The organism is bacterium, assembly GCA_016708315.1.
Taxonomy (GTDB): Bacteria; Zixibacteria; MSB-5A5; order CAIYYT01; family CAIYYT01; genus JADJGC01.
Genome location: JADJGC010000003.1, coordinates 273,632 through 290,806, shown reverse-complemented (window position 1 = coordinate 290,806; position 17,175 = coordinate 273,632). Strand labels below are relative to the sequence as shown.

Annotated in this window: 16 protein-coding genes; 13 read left to right on the top strand and 3 right to left on the bottom strand. The window is 50.1% G+C overall.

All coding sequences use genetic code 11. The annotated features are described in order from the left end of the window. Positions 1-407: 407 nt before the first annotated feature. The 11 genes from IPH59_04265 (at position 408) to IPH59_04215 (ending at position 11,690) form a co-directional block, all read left to right on the top strand. Positions 408-2,216 carry a S41 family peptidase gene (locus IPH59_04265; GenBank protein ID MBK7090927.1) on the top strand — a complete coding sequence of 603 codons (1,809 nt, stop codon included), beginning with the start codon at positions 408-410 and terminating at the stop codon, positions 2,214-2,216. Between the two features lie 171 nt (positions 2,217-2,387). After that, positions 2,388-4,070 carry a S41 family peptidase gene (locus tag IPH59_04260; protein MBK7090926.1) on the top strand — a complete coding sequence of 561 codons (1,683 nt, stop codon included), beginning with the start codon at positions 2,388-2,390 and terminating at the stop codon, positions 4,068-4,070. A 106-nt stretch (positions 4,071-4,176) separates the two neighbouring features. Beyond that, positions 4,177-4,809 (top strand): class I SAM-dependent methyltransferase, encoded by a 633-nt coding sequence (locus IPH59_04255; protein ID MBK7090925.1) that lies wholly within the window; start codon positions 4,177-4,179, stop codon positions 4,807-4,809. A 19-nt stretch (positions 4,810-4,828) separates the two neighbouring features. Then, positions 4,829-5,221, top strand: a complete 393-nt coding sequence (cdd, locus tag IPH59_04250; protein MBK7090924.1) for a cytidine deaminase — start codon at positions 4,829-4,831, stop codon at positions 5,219-5,221. Between the two features lie 56 nt (positions 5,222-5,277). Further along, positions 5,278-5,985, top strand: a complete 708-nt coding sequence (gene deoC / locus IPH59_04245; GenBank protein ID MBK7090923.1) for a deoxyribose-phosphate aldolase — start codon at positions 5,278-5,280, stop codon at positions 5,983-5,985. Continuing rightward, entirely contained in the window at positions 5,982-7,286 is a 1,305-nt protein-coding gene (locus tag IPH59_04240; GenBank protein ID MBK7090922.1) for a thymidine phosphorylase, read from the top strand. Before deoC ends, IPH59_04240 begins: the two co-directional genes overlap by 4 nt. A gap of 1 nt (position 7,287) precedes the next feature. Further along, positions 7,288-7,473 carry a hypothetical protein gene (locus tag IPH59_04235; GenBank protein ID MBK7090921.1) on the top strand — a complete coding sequence of 62 codons (186 nt, stop codon included), beginning with the start codon at positions 7,288-7,290 and terminating at the stop codon, positions 7,471-7,473. Continuing rightward, entirely contained in the window at positions 7,470-8,012 is a 543-nt protein-coding gene (locus tag IPH59_04230; GenBank protein MBK7090920.1) for a hypothetical protein, read from the top strand. Before IPH59_04235 ends, IPH59_04230 begins: the two co-directional genes overlap by 4 nt. A 1-nt stretch (position 8,013) precedes the next feature. Beyond that, positions 8,014-10,275 carry a DEAD/DEAH box helicase gene (locus IPH59_04225; protein MBK7090919.1) on the top strand — a complete coding sequence of 754 codons (2,262 nt, stop codon included), beginning with the start codon at positions 8,014-8,016 and terminating at the stop codon, positions 10,273-10,275. A 57-nt stretch (positions 10,276-10,332) separates the two neighbouring features. Further along, the gene (locus IPH59_04220; protein ID MBK7090918.1) at positions 10,333-10,914 is read left to right on the top strand and encodes an outer membrane beta-barrel protein; all 582 of its coding nucleotides are present in this window, start codon (positions 10,333-10,335) and stop codon (positions 10,912-10,914) included. A gap of 182 nt (positions 10,915-11,096) precedes the next feature. Beyond that, a complete protein-coding gene (locus IPH59_04215) occupies positions 11,097-11,690 on the top strand; it encodes an outer membrane beta-barrel protein (protein ID MBK7090917.1) in 594 nt (197 codons plus the stop codon). A 113-nt stretch (positions 11,691-11,803) separates the two neighbouring features. On the opposite strand, the gene IPH59_04210 is transcribed toward IPH59_04215, so the two are convergent. The 3 genes from IPH59_04210 to IPH59_04200 all read right to left on the bottom strand — a co-directional run bounded on the left by IPH59_04210 (position 11,804) and on the right by IPH59_04200 (position 14,381). Continuing rightward, positions 11,804-12,655, bottom strand: coding sequence for a T9SS type A sorting domain-containing protein (locus IPH59_04210; GenBank protein ID MBK7090916.1), 852 nt, complete (start codon positions 12,653-12,655; stop codon positions 11,804-11,806). A 224-nt stretch (positions 12,656-12,879) separates the two neighbouring features. Beyond that, positions 12,880-13,182, bottom strand: a complete 303-nt coding sequence (locus IPH59_04205; GenBank protein ID MBK7090915.1) for a metal-sulfur cluster assembly factor — start codon at positions 13,180-13,182, stop codon at positions 12,880-12,882. Between the two features lie 224 nt (positions 13,183-13,406). After that, on the bottom strand, positions 13,407-14,381 hold the full coding sequence (locus IPH59_04200; protein ID MBK7090914.1) for a polysaccharide deacetylase family protein: 975 nt from the start codon (positions 14,379-14,381) through the stop codon (positions 13,407-13,409). Positions 14,382-14,849: 468 nt separating this feature from the next. Here IPH59_04200 and IPH59_04195 point away from each other — a divergent pair, with 468 nt between their 5' ends. Then, positions 14,850-15,386: an OPT/YSL family transporter gene (locus IPH59_04195; GenBank protein MBK7090913.1), complete on the top strand. Its 537-nt coding sequence runs from the start codon at positions 14,850-14,852 to the stop codon at positions 15,384-15,386. Positions 15,387-15,475: 89 nt separating this feature from the next. Then, positions 15,476-17,152, top strand: coding sequence for an OPT/YSL family transporter (locus IPH59_04190; protein ID MBK7090912.1), 1,677 nt, complete (start codon positions 15,476-15,478; stop codon positions 17,150-17,152). Positions 17,153-17,175 lie beyond the last annotated feature (23 nt).

Below are 17,175 nucleotides of genomic sequence, written 5' to 3'. Positions count from 1 at the left end.
ATCTGCTTTTGCTCACTTAACTAGTCTATGGTGTTGCAATATATGTCTTCTTCCATGCAAGTCAAATCACTGCATATCGGCCATTCCGCTTGCAGTACGTGGAATTAAATGGATGTTACGACTCCCAAATCGCAATGTTGCATAAGCTTACAAGAATTAGTTACAATTACCATATTCTCGGCACGTTTCTCACTATGTATTGTCTGGGATAGTATCGCCAGGGCATCACTTTGGAGCAATTGGCGTATGTTATTGAAAATGAGAACTTTGAAACAAAAAGAGTTGTATAAACGTTGTAAATGAAGAAGATAGCGACCGATATTGTAGCGTAAAGCGACAACGAAGCAGCTTTAACTTGATTAATTACTCCATGGAATATAGCATTCTCAGCCCGGAGGAAGAATCTGATGAAGACCGAATTTAGACTTAAGCTCTACGCCCTGATGCTGGCGATTGTGGCGCTCAGCGTCATTTGGATCGTCGGCTCCGGCGATGCAGCTCAATCGACGCTGCAAAGCGCGGTGTACGGCAAAGACCTCTTTGCCCAAACAACTACAAACCCGCCTGTCGACCAACAACCTCCAGTCGATTCACGCAATCACTCGATTGCTTACTACACCAAAATGATGGCTGATATTGCCTACAGGATTCACTCCCGCTACATGGAAGAGGTTGATCCAGAAAGCTTGATTGAAGCCGGTATTGAAGGAATGCTATCCAATCTTGACCCATATAGCGTTGTGCTCAAGCCAAAATCCTATGAGTCGCTGATGGAAAGCACTCACGGCAAGTATGAAGGCGTTGGTATGCAAATTGACCTTCGCGATGGCCGTGTAACCATTGTGTCCCCAATGGAGGGTACACCAGCATGGCGAATGGGATTTAAGGCTGGCGACAAGATCATGAAAATCGATACAGTCTCGACCGATGGGATGAAGACCGATGAGGCCGCCAACTTGATGCGCGGTCCGGCCGGTTCAAAGGTGAAGCTCTCTATCCAACGCCCTGGCATCGACTATCCAATGGAGTATGACGTTGAGCGCGCCGTTATCGAACTCAATTCCGTGCGCTACTATGGCCTCGTTGAGCCGGGTGTCGGCTATGTCCGCATCGACAAGTTTGCCGAAACAACAACCGACGAACTGGTGAAAGCCATAACTGATATGAAGACCAACATGGGCATCAAGTCCTTGATTTTCGACCTACGCTCCAATGGCGGCGGTCTATTGGATCAGGCGATTAGTGTCGCCAATCTCTTCCTGCCCAAAGAAAAATTGGTCGTTTACACCCAAGGCAAGTACCCAACTTCTCAGAAAAAGTACTTCTCTGAATCCGAACCTCTCTTCCCCGAAGGCGATCTTGTCGTGCTAGTCAATGGCGGCACCGCATCAGCCTCTGAAATCGTGTCTGGCGCCCTTCAGGATTGGGACCGCGGCGTAATCGTCGGTAACACTACCTTTGGTAAGGGTCTGGTTCAGCAGGTCTTCGGCGGGCAGAACGGTGAAGCAGCTCTTAAGCTCACAACCGCGAAGTACTACATCCCGTCGGGGCGTTGCATCCAGAAACCGGAACGTGCCAAAAAGCACATGGAAAACATGACTGAAGAAGAAATAGTACTCGAGGAGAAGAACTCAGAGTTAGGCGATGCGCGCGAAGTCTTCTTCACCAATGCCGGACGCAAGGTATTCGGCGGTGGCGGTGTCGTTCCTGACGTTGTTGTCGAAGACGAATTGTGGAAGCCGATCGAATATAATCTCGTCCGCAAAAACATGTTTTCTGAATACGCGATTGAATATGCGACCAAACACAAGAATACCCCCAAGGATTTCGAAGTCACCGACGCCATCGTCAATGACTTCCGCAGTTTCCTGAAGGAAAAGGCATTCGACTACAAGACTGGCTTGGAACTTGACCTTGAGAAGTTTGAAGCGACTGCGAAGGAGATGGAGAAGAGCGATCTCTTTGCCTCCGATATCAAGGAAATGAAGCAGTTGATCGAGAAGGAAAAAGTGAAGGACTTTGACGCCTCGATCGACTACATCCGTCAGTCAATAAAGCGCGAAGTGCTCCGTAGTGAATACGGCGAACGCGGCATATACGAACAGATCACAATGAAGGAAGATAAGCACGTCAAGCAGGCGCTTGAGTTACTGAAGGACAAAGCCAAGTACGGCACCCTTCTTAAACCGAGCAAGAAGGAAGACGACAAAGGCTAATCTGCCGGAATCCGAATATCCAAGGCGGTCGCAATTTGCGGCCGCCTTTTTTATTGCGAACGCCGCAACACCTCGCTCGACAAGACTTGGGGAGCTGTTTTGTGCAGCTTTCCTTGACACGGCGGATTGAACTCGTAGATTCGCAAGTACTCGTCTTCATGGAGGTTTGGATTGAAGCGCTATCAGAAATCATATTGCGCAATTCTCGTCATTCTGATTGTCGGTGTATTCGCAGCAGCCGCGGTGTCGCAAACTGGCGACAAGTCTAAGCCCGCTCGCGGTGGCCGCTCAATAGCCTACTACACCAAGATCATCTCCGACATCGCCCTGTCGATTCGCGAGAATTACATGGACGAAGTAAACCTCGATGACCTTTTCAATTCGAGCTACGAGGGTATGCTTGCAAATCTTGACCCTTACAGTGTTCTGCTTCGCACCGACGACTATGAAGCTCTTCGCGAAGCCGCGACGGGACGGTACGAAGGTATTGGCATCGACATTGACTACCGCGACGGTGAAGTTACCATCATCACACCGCTGGAGGGTGCGCCTGCCTCGAAACTCGGCCTCCTTCCCGGAGATAAGATCGTAAAAATTGAGGGACGCGAAGTCTCCCGACTAACCAATTCTGAATTCAATGACTTGGCGCGGGGCAAATCCGGTACCAGCGTCCGACTAACAATCGAACGGCCCGGCGTGGTCAACCCGATGGAATATGTTGTCGAACGAGCCGTAGTAGAGCTTCACCCTGTTAAGTACTCAGGTATGCTCGACCAAAACGTAGGCTACGTGCGAATCTCAAAATTCGCCGAAAAAGCCGGTGACGAATTTGAGTCCGCGCTTCGTGAACTAAAGAGTCGAGGCTGCCGATCCCTTATCCTCGACCTTCGGTCAAATGGAGGCGGCTTGATGGACCAGGCGATTTCTGTCGTTAGCCAATTCGTTCCAAAGGATAAGCTCGTCGTCTATACCAAGGGGCAGTCGCAGTCGACACAGCGCCGCTACCTCTCGACGGGAGATCCGATCTTCCCTGACGGTGATCTGGTCGTTTTGGTTGACAGCGGAACAGCTTCTGCCGCCGAGATTGTTTCTGGCGCGGTGCAAGATTTGGACCGAGGTGTGATTATGGGCACGGTTACCTACGGCAAGGGATTGGTGCAAAATGTCTTTGAGTGGGAAGGTTCTGAATACGCGCTGAAACTGACAACTTCCAAGTATTACATTCCTTCCGGCCGATCAATTCAAAAACCTGAACGTTCCTTCAAGAACGGCAATCTCGATAAAGAACTTTCCAAGCTGGCAAAGTCCGACCCGAAAGTATTCAAGACAAACAACGGGCGTAAAGTGTTCGGAGGCGGGGGCATAACGCCCGATGTGCCCATCGTCCGAAAGGGACTCCTGCCGCTTGAACACAATTTGTCGCGCGAGAATCTGTTCTTCCAGTACGCAGTTGCACATACGGCCAAGATAAAGGCGATAGCACGTGATTTTGTTGTGACGGATGAAATGATTCGCGATTTCCGTTCCTTTGTTCGCTCCAAAGGCTTTACCTACACCAGCAGCACCGAAGAATTGCTTGCTAGTCTTGAATCGGCCGCGACAAATGAAGGTAAGTCGAAAGCTCTGACCGCAGAGATTGAGGCGCTGCGCAAAGCAATCACGCGAGAGAAAGAACTAGACTTCGACCGGGGACGCGAATTCATTCGGTCAGCGTTGCGTCGCGAGATTCTCTATATTAAGTTTGGTGATTCTGCTGTTTACGAAGAGGTTATTACCAAGGAAGATCCCGCCGTTCGCCAGGCGATGGATGTTCTCAAGGACCGCGGAAAATACAACTCAATCCTGAAGGGTTAGGACGAACCTGTACAAAAGCATCGCAAAATACTACGACCTCCTTGGCTGGAACGAATTCCATGACATTGCCCTGCCACGCCTCAAGCCGCTACTAACCCGACATCGCGTGAAAACGTATCTTGATCTTGCGTGCGGTACTGGCTCATTGGCGTTCACGGTAGCCCGTATGGGAATTGACGTAGTGGGTCTTGACCGCTCGCAGGAAATGCTCACGATGGCGGCTGAGCGCTTGCGTCACTTCAAGGGCAAGCAGACTCCCAAGTTCATTAAGCGCGATATGGCGCGCTATAACCTCCATCGTCAATTTGATGCGGTGGGGTGCTTCTTCGATGCCGCAAATCACATCGTCGATCCTGAAAAATTCGAGCAGTTTATCAAAATGGCATCTTCACATACCAAACCGGGCGGTTTCTTCATCTTCGACGTCAACACTGCCATCGGGCTCGGTCGATGGGATGCTGTCCTCTTCTCAAAACAGGATCAGCACGCGGTTTTGATGAAAGGCAAGTATGACCGCGCTGAACGGCTTGCAGAAATCACAATTCACGGCTACGTGCGTTCCGCTGGCGGTGCAGTTGACCGTTTCAAGGAAACCTTCTACGAGCGTGGTTATCCTCATAACGATATCGTTACTCTACTGCGTCGATATGGATTCTCGAAAATCACTGCAACGCCCCAAAAGGCCGATCAAACCCTGAAGACTGCGTTGCGTGTATTCTATCTGGCATACAAAGCGTAATCGGGAGGCATAGACAGATATGAAACTATTCACCGAACAGGAACTTGTCTTAAGTAGCCAAGCCGTCTTATCCCATTCTTACTCTCCCTATTCCAAGTTCAAGGTTGGTGCGGCACTCGAGACTTCACGTTTCATCTATGTTGGGACTAATATTGAGAATCGCTCTTACGGCTTGACTGTCTGCGCAGAACGTGTAGCCGTTTTCTCTGCTGTTGCCAATCGCGACCGGACCTTTCGCCGACTCGCGTTGTCGTCGAACACCAAAGACTTCATTACCCCCTGCGGAGCCTGCCTTCAAGTGTTGTCTGAATTCTGTGATGACCTGCCTATCCTCTTGGTGAACTGCGACGGCAAGGTCAAAAAGACTTCCCTCAAGAAGCTCTATCCATCTCCGTTTGTCCTAAAAAAGTGATACCATTCCGCCAATAAACGCATAGCTTTGCTCAAGGGTGGCTAATGAGGTATGCAATGTCTGAACGCGACAATAACCGTGACTTTCGCAATCGAATCCGCAATGATATTGATCTCGCCAGCTATATCGATGCCGCAGTCCTAAAGACAGAAACTTCAGCAAGTGACATCGAGAAACTCTGTGCTGAAGCAATTGAGTATCATTACAAGGCGATCTTCATCAATCCCACCTATACCGCCATGTGCGCCCAGTTACTCAGGGGTTCAGGTGTGCGACTCGGCTCTGTAGCTGGTTTCCCTCTGGGAGCAACTACGACCGAAGTGAAGATATTCGAGGGCCAGGAGAGCGAGAACCACGGTGCCGAAGAAATCGACATGGTTGCCAATGTCGGAGCCATCAAATCGGGAAATTGGGCTGTTTATGAGAAAGACATCGCCGGTGTCCGAAATGCCCTCTCTCGCCAAACCACCCTGAAAGTTATTCTGGAGTGCACACTGCTCAGTCGTGAAGAGAAGATCACAGCTGCCACGATCGCTGCCGATTGTGGCGTCGACTTCGTCAAGACGTCAACCGGCATGTTTGGCCAAGCAACTGTCGAGGATGTCGCGCTCTTATTTGAGACTGTCGGCAACCGCATTGCCGTCAAAGCATCTGGTGGCATTCGTAACCTGCCTCAAGCTTTGGCAATGATCGAAGCTGGTGCCTCTCGCATCGGTACATCTTCCGGCGTCGCAATAATCGCTGAACTTCGCAATCGTTCATGAAATCGATCTACGAGATAATCGCTACCAAGCGCGACGGTCGTGAACTTGATGCGTCAGAGATTCAATTTGTTGTCAAGCAGTACACCGCCGGCAAAATTCCTGATTATCAAATGTCATCGCTCTTAATGGCATCGTTCATCAATGGCTTGAGCACTACCGAAACATCGGCCCTTACGAAAGCCATGCTCGCATCCGGAACGACAGTCCAGGTGGAAGGTCTCGACCGCCCACTCATCGACAAACACTCTACCGGCGGAGTCGGCGATAAACTATCCTTGACGCTATCTCCCCTGCTAGCACAGTGTGGCATCGCCGTTGGGATGTTTTCGGGACGCGGCTTGGGTCATACTGGTGGCACTCTCGACAAGCTCGAGTCAATTCCCGGAATGCAGGTATTTCACTCGACAACGAACTTCGGTAAGTTGCTCAAGAAACACCATTGGGCTGTTACAGGACAGACTGCTCAAATTGCCCCAGCTGACAAGAAAATCTATGCCTTGCGCGATGCCAGCGGTACAGTTGAGTCTATTCCCCTAATCGTCGCCAGCATCATGTCCAAGAAATTGGCGCTCAAGTCAGATGGTATCGTATTCGATGTTAAATGCGGCTCCGGCGCTTTCATGAAATCGTCACGCGACGCCCAAAATCTCGCCAAATCACTGCTTGCGGTATCACTTTCCAACAGACTCCCTGCCCGGGCGCTAATCACGAACATGAATCAACCGACGGGTCGGATGATCGGCAATTTTCTTGAAATCGTCGAGACGGTGGAAGTCCTGAAAGGCGGCGGTTCGAGCGACACGATTGAACTCACTCTGGAGCTTGGCGCTTCAATGCTGTCTGTCGCCGGAGTTGAAACTAACAAGTCGGCAGGAATCCGTCAAATGAAGTCAGCACTCACCTCCGGTTCCGCTTACGAGTCATGGTGTCGTTACATAAGCTCATGTGGCGGCGACATTAAGGTCTTCGAGAGACCGGAACGAATGATGAAAACGGCGCATAAGGCAATTGTGAAATCTCCTCGTTCTGGCTATATTATCGCGATTGATACTGGAAGGCTCGGCTTCTTGGCAGTCCGAATGGGAGCTGGCCGGCAGGCAGTCGCCGACAAGATAGACTACCTTGCTGGAATCGAGTTGCTGTGCAAAATCGGCTCTAAAGTTACTGCTGGAGAACCCATGGCAATTGGCTACTCCCGGCAAAGTTCCCAATTGACCGAATTCACTTCCGGATTCCTTGACTGCATCACAATTGGTGATGATGATCCAGGTAAGGAGCGATTGATTCTAAAGCGGCTGTAATATGGAAAAGAAAGGCAACCCGCGTCCCTTCCTCGGTGTGATGTTTAAATGCTGCAAGGTATACAGCCGCATTTACATCAACAAACAGCAAACGGCATTTGTAGGTTGGTGCCCGAAATGCGCCCGCCAAATGCGCGTCAACATTTCACCCGATGGAAGTACTTCGCAGTTTTTTGAAATGACATGAAAAGATACAGAGCCAAAATTGTCATCGTCCCGCTTGGCGATGTCGACTATTTCCAGATAAACAAGCTATCGACGGCGCTTTCGAGCCGGTTCGGACACAGCGTCGATATTCTCCAGGGTATCAAGGTTCCGAACGAGGCGTACGACGTCATCAAGGGCCAATACTTCTCGACGATGATACTGCAGAAGCTGGAGCTACTCAAAGCCAGCGATAAAGAAAAGATACTTGGCATCGTCGAAGATGACATCTACAGCACACGCCATCATTCGTTGGTAAGTGATGCCGATTCTGTCGGCGGTACAGCAATAGTCTCGCTGTTTCAACTCAAACAGCAGTTTTACGGTCTTCCTGATGATGAGAAGATGATCTACCAGCGCCTTGTCAAGGAAGCGACTCGTGTCGTCGGAGCGCTTTTTTCAATCCCCTATTGTCGCAATCCCAAGTGCGTCATGTACAACTCCAGCGAGATGTTCGACATCGACCAAAAAACCGAGAAGTTCTGCGACATCTGCAAGCGCACCTACATGAAAGTAATGTAGCATGCTCAATGTAACACAGGTTCTTGACCAACTGCGAAACGACAGTTCGTTCATGGAGAACGTGACACGTTGGCATGTCCAGCCGCCTCGTGACGCACAATACGTAGACTTCCCCGATTCCGTCCCGCAAATTCTCAAGGACGCATTTGGTAAACGGCGAATTCACCGGCTATATACCCACCAAGCCGAGGTCTTCAATCATGTAGCTACCGGAAAAAATGTTACTGTCGTCACGCCAACTGCTTCCGGAAAGACGCTCTGCTATAATCTGCCGGTCCTTTCCCGCATGATTGCCGAGCCTGAAGCACGAGCTCTCTATCTCTTTCCGACCAAGGCGCTATCCCAAGACCAAATGGTCGAATTGCACGAAGTGATCAACGACCTTGGCTTAGAGATAAATACCTACACCTTCGATGGCGACACTCCGGCAGAAACACGCCGCAAGATACGCAAGGCCGGACACATCGTTGTCACCAATCCGGATATGTTGCACTCGGGAGTTCTTCCGCATCACACGAAGTGGATCAAACTTTTTGAGAATCTCAAATTCATCGTCATTGATGAAGTTCACACATACCGCGGTGTGTTCGGTTCCCATTTGGCTAATGTGCTGCGTCGATTGGAACGTATCTGCAAATTCTATGGATCGAATCCCCAGTTTATCTGCTGCTCTGCCACCATTCGCAACCCGAAAGAGCTTGCCGAGCAGTTAACGCAACAGCCGATGGAATTGGTCGACAAGAACGGTGCTCCATCTGGCGAAAAGCACTTCGTCTTTTACAATCCGCCAGTTATAAACGCGCAGTTGGGTATTCGCAAGTCTTCCCTGCTCGAAACAAGCCGCATTGCCAAGCGATTCATCAACAACAAAGTCCAGAGCATAGTTTTCGTCCCTTATCGATTAAACGTCGAATTGCTGTTAACCTATCTCAGGCGCGACAATACCGGCGCGCGTATTGAGGGCTATCGCGGCGGCTATCTTCCAAACGAACGCCGTGAAATCGAGCGCGATCTCAGATCCGGCGACATCACGGCAGTCGTTTCGACCAATGCCCTCGAACTTGGAATCGACATTGGCTCGCTCGATGTCTCAATAATCTGCGGCTATCCCGGCACTATTGCTTCAACCCGCCAACAAGCCGGCCGTGCAGGGCGCAAAAATACCGTTAGCATCTCAATCATGGTTGCATCGAGTTCAGCGATAAATCAATATGTCGTATCCCATCCTGAGTACTTTTTCGAATCGCCAGCTGAGATGGGAGTTATCGACCCGAACAATTTCGTGATCCTCACATCACACTTGAAATGCGCGGCATTCGAACTTCCCTTTCACAAGGACGAAGTCATGGGTGTTGATACGACCGCCGAAGTACTGGAGTACTTGCAGAGCCGCGGTGTCCTCCGCTTCTCCGCCGATCGCTGGCACTGGTCATCTGAAATCTATCCGGCATCGGAAGTCTCTCTTCGCTCCGCATCGCCAGACAACTTCGTCATTCTCAATACCTCAAATGGTAATCGCGTAATTGGCGAGGTTGACTATTTCTCTGCACCGATGCTGCTTCATCCCGAGGCAATCTACATCCATCTTGGGAATCAATATCAGGTGCAGGAGTTGGATTGGGAGGGCAAGAAGGCCTATGTCAAGGAAGATAAGGTCGATTACTATACTGATGCAGAAACCAAGGCGGATTTGAAAGTCCTCGAAATCAATCAGGACTCAGGGCCAATCTCTTGGGGCGAAATCTCGATTACCAACGTCACGGTTCTCTTTAAGAAGATCAAGTTCGAGACTCATGAAAATGTCGGTTCCGGCAAACTGGCAATGCCCGAAATCGAGATGCACACGACTTCCTTCTGGCAGGAGTTTCACGAAGAGATCGGCGAAGAACTCGGCTTTGGACGCGCCAACCTTGGCGCCGCACTTCGCGGAATGGCAAATGTGCTTCAGATCGTTTCGCCGATTTACCTGATGTGCGATCCACGCGATTTGCGTGCTGTTTCGCAGGTTAAGTCGGCCTTCACCGAAAAGCCGACTATTTACATTTACGAATCGGTACCAGGCGGCGTCGGCTATGCTCAGAAGCTTTTCCGAGTCGCACCGGAGATATTCGCCGCCGCCAAGCAACTCGTCCATGACTGCGACTGCGAATTCGGCTGTCCCTCTTGCGTCGGACCCGAAATCGAAGTCGGTAAATCGGGCAAGATGAATGTTCTGAGTCTCTTGGAATACTCGTTGCAGCAACTTAGGGTTGGCGTTGCTTAAGAATCATCATTAGAGGATATCTCAAGGGAGATGTCTGGCAATCAGAAGGTGGGAATTATGAAATTACGGAACATCGCACTTGCCGTCGTATTGGGGTTCGCATTGACTTTGGCATCGGCAAGCCCATTACATGCTCAGCGCTTCGAAAAGTCTGGAGTCAAGGACGTTTACTTGGGATTCGGCTTAGGCACGGGAAGCACTTCGCATGGATTTGTCAATGGAGACGATCACAAAGGTCGAGCCTCCGGATTGTTTGCTACAGTACGGCTTGGGTTTATCATCAAGCGCAATGTCTTGCTTGGAATTGAATCGAATGGTGTTCTTTTCGAAATTGACGAAACCGACTGGGAGTTTGGCACTTCCGCACTCGTCTTGACGTACTATCTCAATACCTCAATCTTCGTAAAAGGTGGACCGGCTGTTGCCCGCATGTCTTACGACTTCAAAACCGCTGCTGAGTCTTTCGAATACTACGAGGTATCGGACTATGCGATGGGGATGCAGTTCGCAATTGGCGCAGATATTCGATTGTCAAATCACTATTCGATACTCCCGACGTTCCACTACGTTTATGCCGACTTTGACCAGTTCTCGGTAAATTCTATCGGGCTGACCTTCGAATTTGCGCGCTTCTGGTAGCCCGTTCCAAAAGTCAGTTCATGGCGGACGCTCGGACGTAGCGACGTACATTCAACTTGCACATTCACATTTGAAGTCATGAAATAGCTTTGTCCAAATAGTCTTAGTGCAAAAGCCATGCTAAATTGTAAAATAGGTGGCTAACGCATTGGATGAAGCTTAGGATTTAACAGGAGGAATCAATGAAGTTGAAATTTCTTATTGCGGTACTGTTGCTAGCCTTCACAACGGCCGCTCACGCAGAACTCAAACCTGCTACCCACTCCGGTTTCTACATCGGCTTTGGCTTGGGCTGGGGCAGTCTGAAGGTCGAACTAGACGACGAGAACGATGATGTTGACTTTATCTCTGATGCCGAAAGCGGCGGCGCCGGAAATCTTCGACTCGGCGCGTCGCTCAGCAACAAGCTGCTGCTCGGTGTCGAGTCCAATGTCTGGGTCAAGGATTATGATATTGACACTGGTAGCGAAATGGCCGACGCCAAAGTCACTGTCAGCAATTTAGCACTGACACTCACCTACTACCCTGCCGAGCAATTCTTCATCAAGGGCGGCCCGGCGTTCGCAACTGCAGAACTCGAGTTCGACATTCCTGGAACGATTTTCGCCGGTTCGGTTGAAGACGAAGGCGGCGGCGTCATGCTCGGAGCCGGCGGCGAATTCCGTTTGACTCGTCGCTTTGCAATCGTCCCTTCCGCTCAGTGGATGTACCAGCAGTTTGACGACTACAAGATCAGCTTCTTCTCCGCGACTATCGGAGTAGGTTGGTTCTGGTAAAATCTGTCCTGAGAGACTGACCAAAAAGAAGCGCCTCGTCTCACGACGGGGCGCTTTCTTGTCTTCACTAAGCTGTGCTCAGTTAGTTTCCTGCTTCTTTTGAAACAGTCGGGTTACTTCAACATCATCATCTTCTTCGTCTGGCTGAATTCATTTGCATTCAGCTTGTAGAAGTAGACGCCTGATGCTACTGTGCGTCCGGTTACATCAGTACCGTCCCAAGAGACAGTCTGCTGTCCAGCGCGCATATAGTCGTCAACCAAAGTCTTCACATGCTGACCGAGTACATTGTAAATCGAGAGACTTACTTTGGAATCTTTCGGCAATGCGAACGAGATGTTGGTTGTCGGATTGAAGGGATTCGGGACGTTCTGCGACAAAGCAAAATCTGTCGGCAGAGCAGCACCCGGTGCACGGGAGCTCAGCGATACGCTGCCGCCCGAAAATTCCGGTACGAGGTCTCGTACGTGCGGAACACCGTCAACAACTTCGTTGTACACAAACATAAGTTCGTGCGTAGGAAATTCAGTCGTGAATGTGCCGATCTCCAAAACTTTGAGATTCGGATCATCCAGTCTGAAATGAAGCAACGCGATATTGTTGGCACCGGAAGCAGACGGCTTCAGGAAAGCGTCTTCCTTCGGAGCGTTAACCATATCGACGAGTCCAATAGACACGCGATTGTTCTGCTGATCGATGTTGGCGATCTGTACGTCAAAGCCAGCCACTGTGGTGTTCTCAAAAGTGACTGACACAAGTGTCACGCCATTTGAGTACGTCAGCGGAATGTCCATTGCCGCAAGATCTTCGTCATGCGAAATCAAAATCGGAACCGTAAATTCCGATTCTGAAATGAACGATGCCTCACCGACACGGAAGATGTCGCGATTGCCTAAGTCCTTGGCCAGCACCGCCGGCACAACGAGCATTAAAAGAGCGATTGCTAAAGCGATATAACGCTTCATTCAGAATCACCCCTCACAGGGATAGGGTTTAAGGGTTGCCTAAAAGTTACTTGCATATAAAAACACCTTGGCTTCAACTTATGTTAACCAGATAAAATTCCCGCTAAATCACGGTCAGACTTTGAAATGTTCTTAAGCTGCTATTTGCGAAGCGAATAGTCGGGTTGGAGAGGTAACCCTTACTATATAAATCTACGGGCGAACCCGTTTCTTGTCAAGTTGTTTTATCCGAAGCCCAATGCCTTCTTGGCGTCTTCAGACATCTTGTCCGGCGTCCAAAGAGGATCCCAGACTATGTTCACAACGGCGTCTGTGACTCCCTCGATAGCCAGAACCTTGGAATGGATGTCGTCTTTGATCGACATTGCCATTCCACAACCCGGCGCAGTCAATGTGAAATCAACTTCTACCTTATCACCGTCTATGATCCGAACCTGATAAACTAACCCGAGATCGACAATGTTAACCGGTATCTCCGGATCGTAACACTCGCGCAAAGCTTCAATGACGGTTTCTTCAGTAATCAGACAGTCTCCCAAATTGGTTAAGGTAGCAGAGTCAATGTACAAGAGCTAAACACAATACGTAGCATCACCCGATTCGATTGAAATCGAATTGATAGTTACTTGACTCTCTAAGCCTATTCCTCAATTTGAATTAAGTTGTTTCCACACTCTATACAAAGTCTGACCCGAACAAGTTCCCATCAACAAAAAAAATACAAACACGCACGGGCAAGGTGACCGTGTCTTCAATTCTTGAGAGGCCAACTTTTTTTTGGTCGCCTTATTGGCAACTCTCCCAAAAACCTTGCGACTTCATATTTGTTGCTTCCCCGCATGTCAAACCTCGTCAAAGTCAGCAATTCTACCCCGACCAGCGGAGGTTCGATAAATCCGAATTGGGTCGTAAATCCGACTTTGTAACCAGCCTCAAGTGCAAGTTGAGCAACTTTTTCATCGAAGGACCCCGCCGGATAGCAAATCGCCGACACTGTCACATCCAACCTTCTCTCCAACAACGACTTACTCTCAGATAATTCGACAGACACCTGATCGGCGGTCAGCCGTGCGAGTTTCCGATGCGAGGCGGAATGCGATTCAACTGAAATCCCCGCACTTCGAATTTGCTTAAGCTCAGGCCACGACATCGTTTTAATGCCCAACTCATACTCTCTGCCGGTAACCTTCTCCAGAGAGTCCACGAATTTCTCGATTTCTTCTTCGGCCATTCGATCCAGCGCAATATTGAATCGCCAACAAGCGGTCGCGAGATCCTCCCGTTTCTTGAAATCGAGGTTGTCGAGCCAATTCCGCTTGTCTTCGGGAAACTCCTGCGCCAAAGCTTGCACCCTCGGCCAAGTCGTCTCGTCGATTCGATGAAAGGCGTTTGAAACACGCAAATGCCAGAAGCGCTTCGTAGATTCGATAAAATCAGTCGGTGCAAAAACTACACCGCTGCAGCCGTGCTTCAGAAGCACCGGCAGTGCCTGGGTGATGAACTCCGAGTCGGCGTCGTCAAATGTTATTAGTGCCGAATTGCGTTTCAGCACTCGTTTTCCGGTTACTACTTCGGTGAACTCTTCTAACGTGATCGTCTCATAGAATCTTTGTATCTGCGCGATTTGAATATCAAAAAGCTGTTGAGGTATACCCTTGTCGTATGTGACGAGGTGGGCACCAATCGACTTATCATCCGTGATCCGATGAAACGTAAAGACTGTCAATAGCGGCCTTTTCCCCGAAAGCTTCCTAAGCGCATAAACAGCAGGCCAGATCCCCAAGTAATAGGCAACAATGGCGTAGATTCGCGACCAGAACCGCCGAAACGGTGGAGGCATATTTATGACGGGCGGCTTTAGAATCTTGAGCTCCTGCGAGACTCGCGAAATCCGTCGTGAGCCTGCATCAAGGCAGTTCCAAGGAGTGATCTTGCATGTCTCGATTATATGCCTCAAAGTAGGTGAAAGTCAATGCATTTGCGAAGCTCGAACAGATGTGAGTCCTCGCATCCCAATCGATAGGCAAATCGAACGAAGGGTGTCAGATTGAAAGTAGAATCGAAATGCAGGTGAAGAATGCAACAAAATCAACAGTCCGATGAAATGTGGCTGAAATCCTTTCTATACAAACCTTGACAAAAGCTCCATATCTCATTTCATATAGTTTCAGACCACACGAGGAGGACGCCGAATATGAAACACCAGACAACCCACACGCCGTACATCGCTCCGACGCAATCGGTGACGGAAATGACCGTCCGCGGAATTGTCCTCGGATCGATACTGGGGATATTATTTGCAGCCTCATCGGTCTATTTGGGTCTCAAGGTCGGACTAACCGTGTCGGCATCGATCCCGATCGCGGTATTGTCGGTAACGATTTTTAGGGCTTTCGGCAAAGCGACAGTACTCGAAAACAACATCGTGCAGACGGTGGGTTCTGCCGGCGAGTCGATTGCCGCCGGCGTGGCTTTCACTTTGCCGTCGTTGCTCCTCATGGGGCAGGATTTGGAGTTGTTCCGCATCTTGCTGGTTGCGCTCCTTGGCGGCACACTCGGCGTACTTATGATGATACCGCTGCGCCATGGATTGATCGTGGAAGAACACGGCAAGATCACCTATCCGGAAGGAACTGCGTGCGCGGAAGTCTTAATAGCGGGCGATAAAGGGGGACGTCGGCAAAGACTGTCTTCCTGGGAGGCGGCATCGGGTTCCTGTTCGGATTCTTAAACCTGATCGTGCGCTGGTGGAAAGAAACATCAGATTGGACAATTAGCTTCTTCAAAGGCGCATCTATTTCGGCAGAGGTCGCACCGACAATGCTCGGTGTTGGTTATATCATCGGCGCCAAAACTGCGTCCAATATGATGGCGGGCGGCTGTTTGGCATTCATTGTTATCATACCGTTGATCAAGGCCTTCGGCGAAGGGTTGACCGGCGCTGTGTTTCCGGAATCCACAACGCTAATCAAGGACATGAGTCCGGGCGCCATCAGAAACGCCTACGTGCTCTACATCGGAGCAGGAGCAGTGGCAACTGGAGGAATCATTAGCCTTGTCCGTTCAATTCCCTCGATTATCGGCGCGTTCAAGCGCGGTATGGGGGCGCTTGGGTCAAGGCAAAGGGCTGCACAATCAACAGTCATCCGCACAGAACGCGACATTCCGATGCCCTACGTCCTTGGCGGCTGCATTATTCTGGTCGCGGCGATATGGGCGGCTCCGATACTTAACATCAAGTTTGTTCCCTCAGTATTGATTGTCGTTTTTGGCTTCTTCTTTGTAACCGTCTCAAGCCGAATTACCGGTGAAATCGGTTCATCATCGAACCCGATCTCCGGCATGACTGTGGCAACCTTGCTCATAACATGTCTACTCTTCTTGGTTGTAGACTGGACAACAATCGACTACCGCGTCATGGCTTTGACCACTGCCGCCATAGTTTGCGTCGCTGCTTCTAACGGCGGAACCATTTCGCAAGACTTGAAAACCGGCTTTCTTCTCGGCGCCACGCCGTCGCGGCAGCAGATCGGCATTATCATCGGTGTCGTCACGAGTTCGTTGGCCATTGGCTGGACACTATTGTCGTTGAATCAGGCGATGACGACATACTCGGCTCGCAACTACCCTGATTTCACGGCATCAATCCCTGCGGATGCCAGACAGGTCGAGTATGATGGCAAGACTTTCAAACAAATCTCGATTTCCGAGCTGACCGGGAGTGTTCCGACTGGACGTTACTTGGTCAATGATGAAGCCAAGATCGTTTATTTGATCGATCCCGGAGTTTGCGGTTCAGATCTCTGGCGGGCAGAACGTGTAAATGATACTCCGTATCGCAGCTTCCAGAGTGGTGTCCTTCCCGACACCACTGCTACTTTCCTGACAGCGGATGGATCGCAGAAGATTCTGACCTTAGATGAAGAGCGAACAGGGGTTCCGGCGGGTACGTATCTGGTCGATTCCACTGGAGCTCTGTCGCATCGTCTTGTGCCGATTACAAAGTATGATGCTCCCAAAGCACGCTTGTTTAGTCTGATAATCGACGGAATCTTGACACACAAGTTACCTTGGGCACTGGTACTCATCGGAATTGCACTCGCCCTAATCATGGAGTTAGTCGGGGTCTCGGCGCTGCCTTTTGCAGTCGGGCTGTACTTGCCGATTTCGACGTCGACACCGATCTTTGTCGGCGGGATTGTACGTTGGTTAGCCGACCGTAAGACCAAGAGCGCTGGCGGCACCGAAGCTGAATTTTCACCGGGAGTGCTGTTGGCCAGCGGGTTGATCGCCGGTGGGGCAATTGCCGGATTAACGCAAGCGATCTTCTACATACTTGGTTGGAATACAATATTCGATAAATCGCATTGGCTCGGATCCTGGGCCGAAAGTGACCTGTGGGCGCTTGTACCGTTTGCGGCATTGGTTGTTTACCTCTTCTATGTCGCTGTTAAGAAACACAACGGCGGGACTGAAGCAAATGGAAGCGCGAGCTAAGCGCGCAAGGTTCTCGCGCCTGT

Excerpts from the sequence above, each read along its gene's own strand:
- IPH59_04265 (MBK7090927.1), top strand. The coding sequence starts at position 408 with ATGAAGACCGAATTTAGACTTAAGCTCTACGCCCTGATGCTGGCGATT.
- IPH59_04220 (MBK7090918.1), top strand. The coding sequence starts at position 10,333 with ATGAAATTACGGAACATCGCACTTGCCGTCGTATTGGGGTTCGCATTG.
- IPH59_04235 (MBK7090921.1), top strand. The coding sequence starts at position 7,288 with ATGGAAAAGAAAGGCAACCCGCGTCCCTTCCTCGGTGTGATGTTTAAA.
- IPH59_04225 (MBK7090919.1), top strand. The coding sequence starts at position 8,014 with ATGCTCAATGTAACACAGGTTCTTGACCAACTGCGAAACGACAGTTCG.
- deoC (MBK7090923.1), top strand. The coding sequence starts at position 5,278 with ATGTCTGAACGCGACAATAACCGTGACTTTCGCAATCGAATCCGCAAT.
- cdd (MBK7090924.1), top strand. The coding sequence starts at position 4,829 with ATGAAACTATTCACCGAACAGGAACTTGTCTTAAGTAGCCAAGCCGTC.
- IPH59_04240 (MBK7090922.1), top strand. The coding sequence starts at position 5,982 with ATGAAATCGATCTACGAGATAATCGCTACCAAGCGCGACGGTCGTGAA.
- IPH59_04195 (MBK7090913.1), top strand. The coding sequence starts at position 14,850 with ATGAAACACCAGACAACCCACACGCCGTACATCGCTCCGACGCAATCG.
- IPH59_04230 (MBK7090920.1), top strand. The coding sequence starts at position 7,470 with ATGAAAAGATACAGAGCCAAAATTGTCATCGTCCCGCTTGGCGATGTC.
- IPH59_04190 (MBK7090912.1), top strand. The coding sequence starts at position 15,476 with ATGCTCGGTGTTGGTTATATCATCGGCGCCAAAACTGCGTCCAATATG.
- IPH59_04215 (MBK7090917.1), top strand. The coding sequence starts at position 11,097 with ATGAAGTTGAAATTTCTTATTGCGGTACTGTTGCTAGCCTTCACAACG.
- IPH59_04210 (MBK7090916.1), bottom strand. The coding sequence starts at position 12,655 with ATGAAGCGTTATATCGCTTTAGCAATCGCTCTTTTAATGCTCGTTGTG.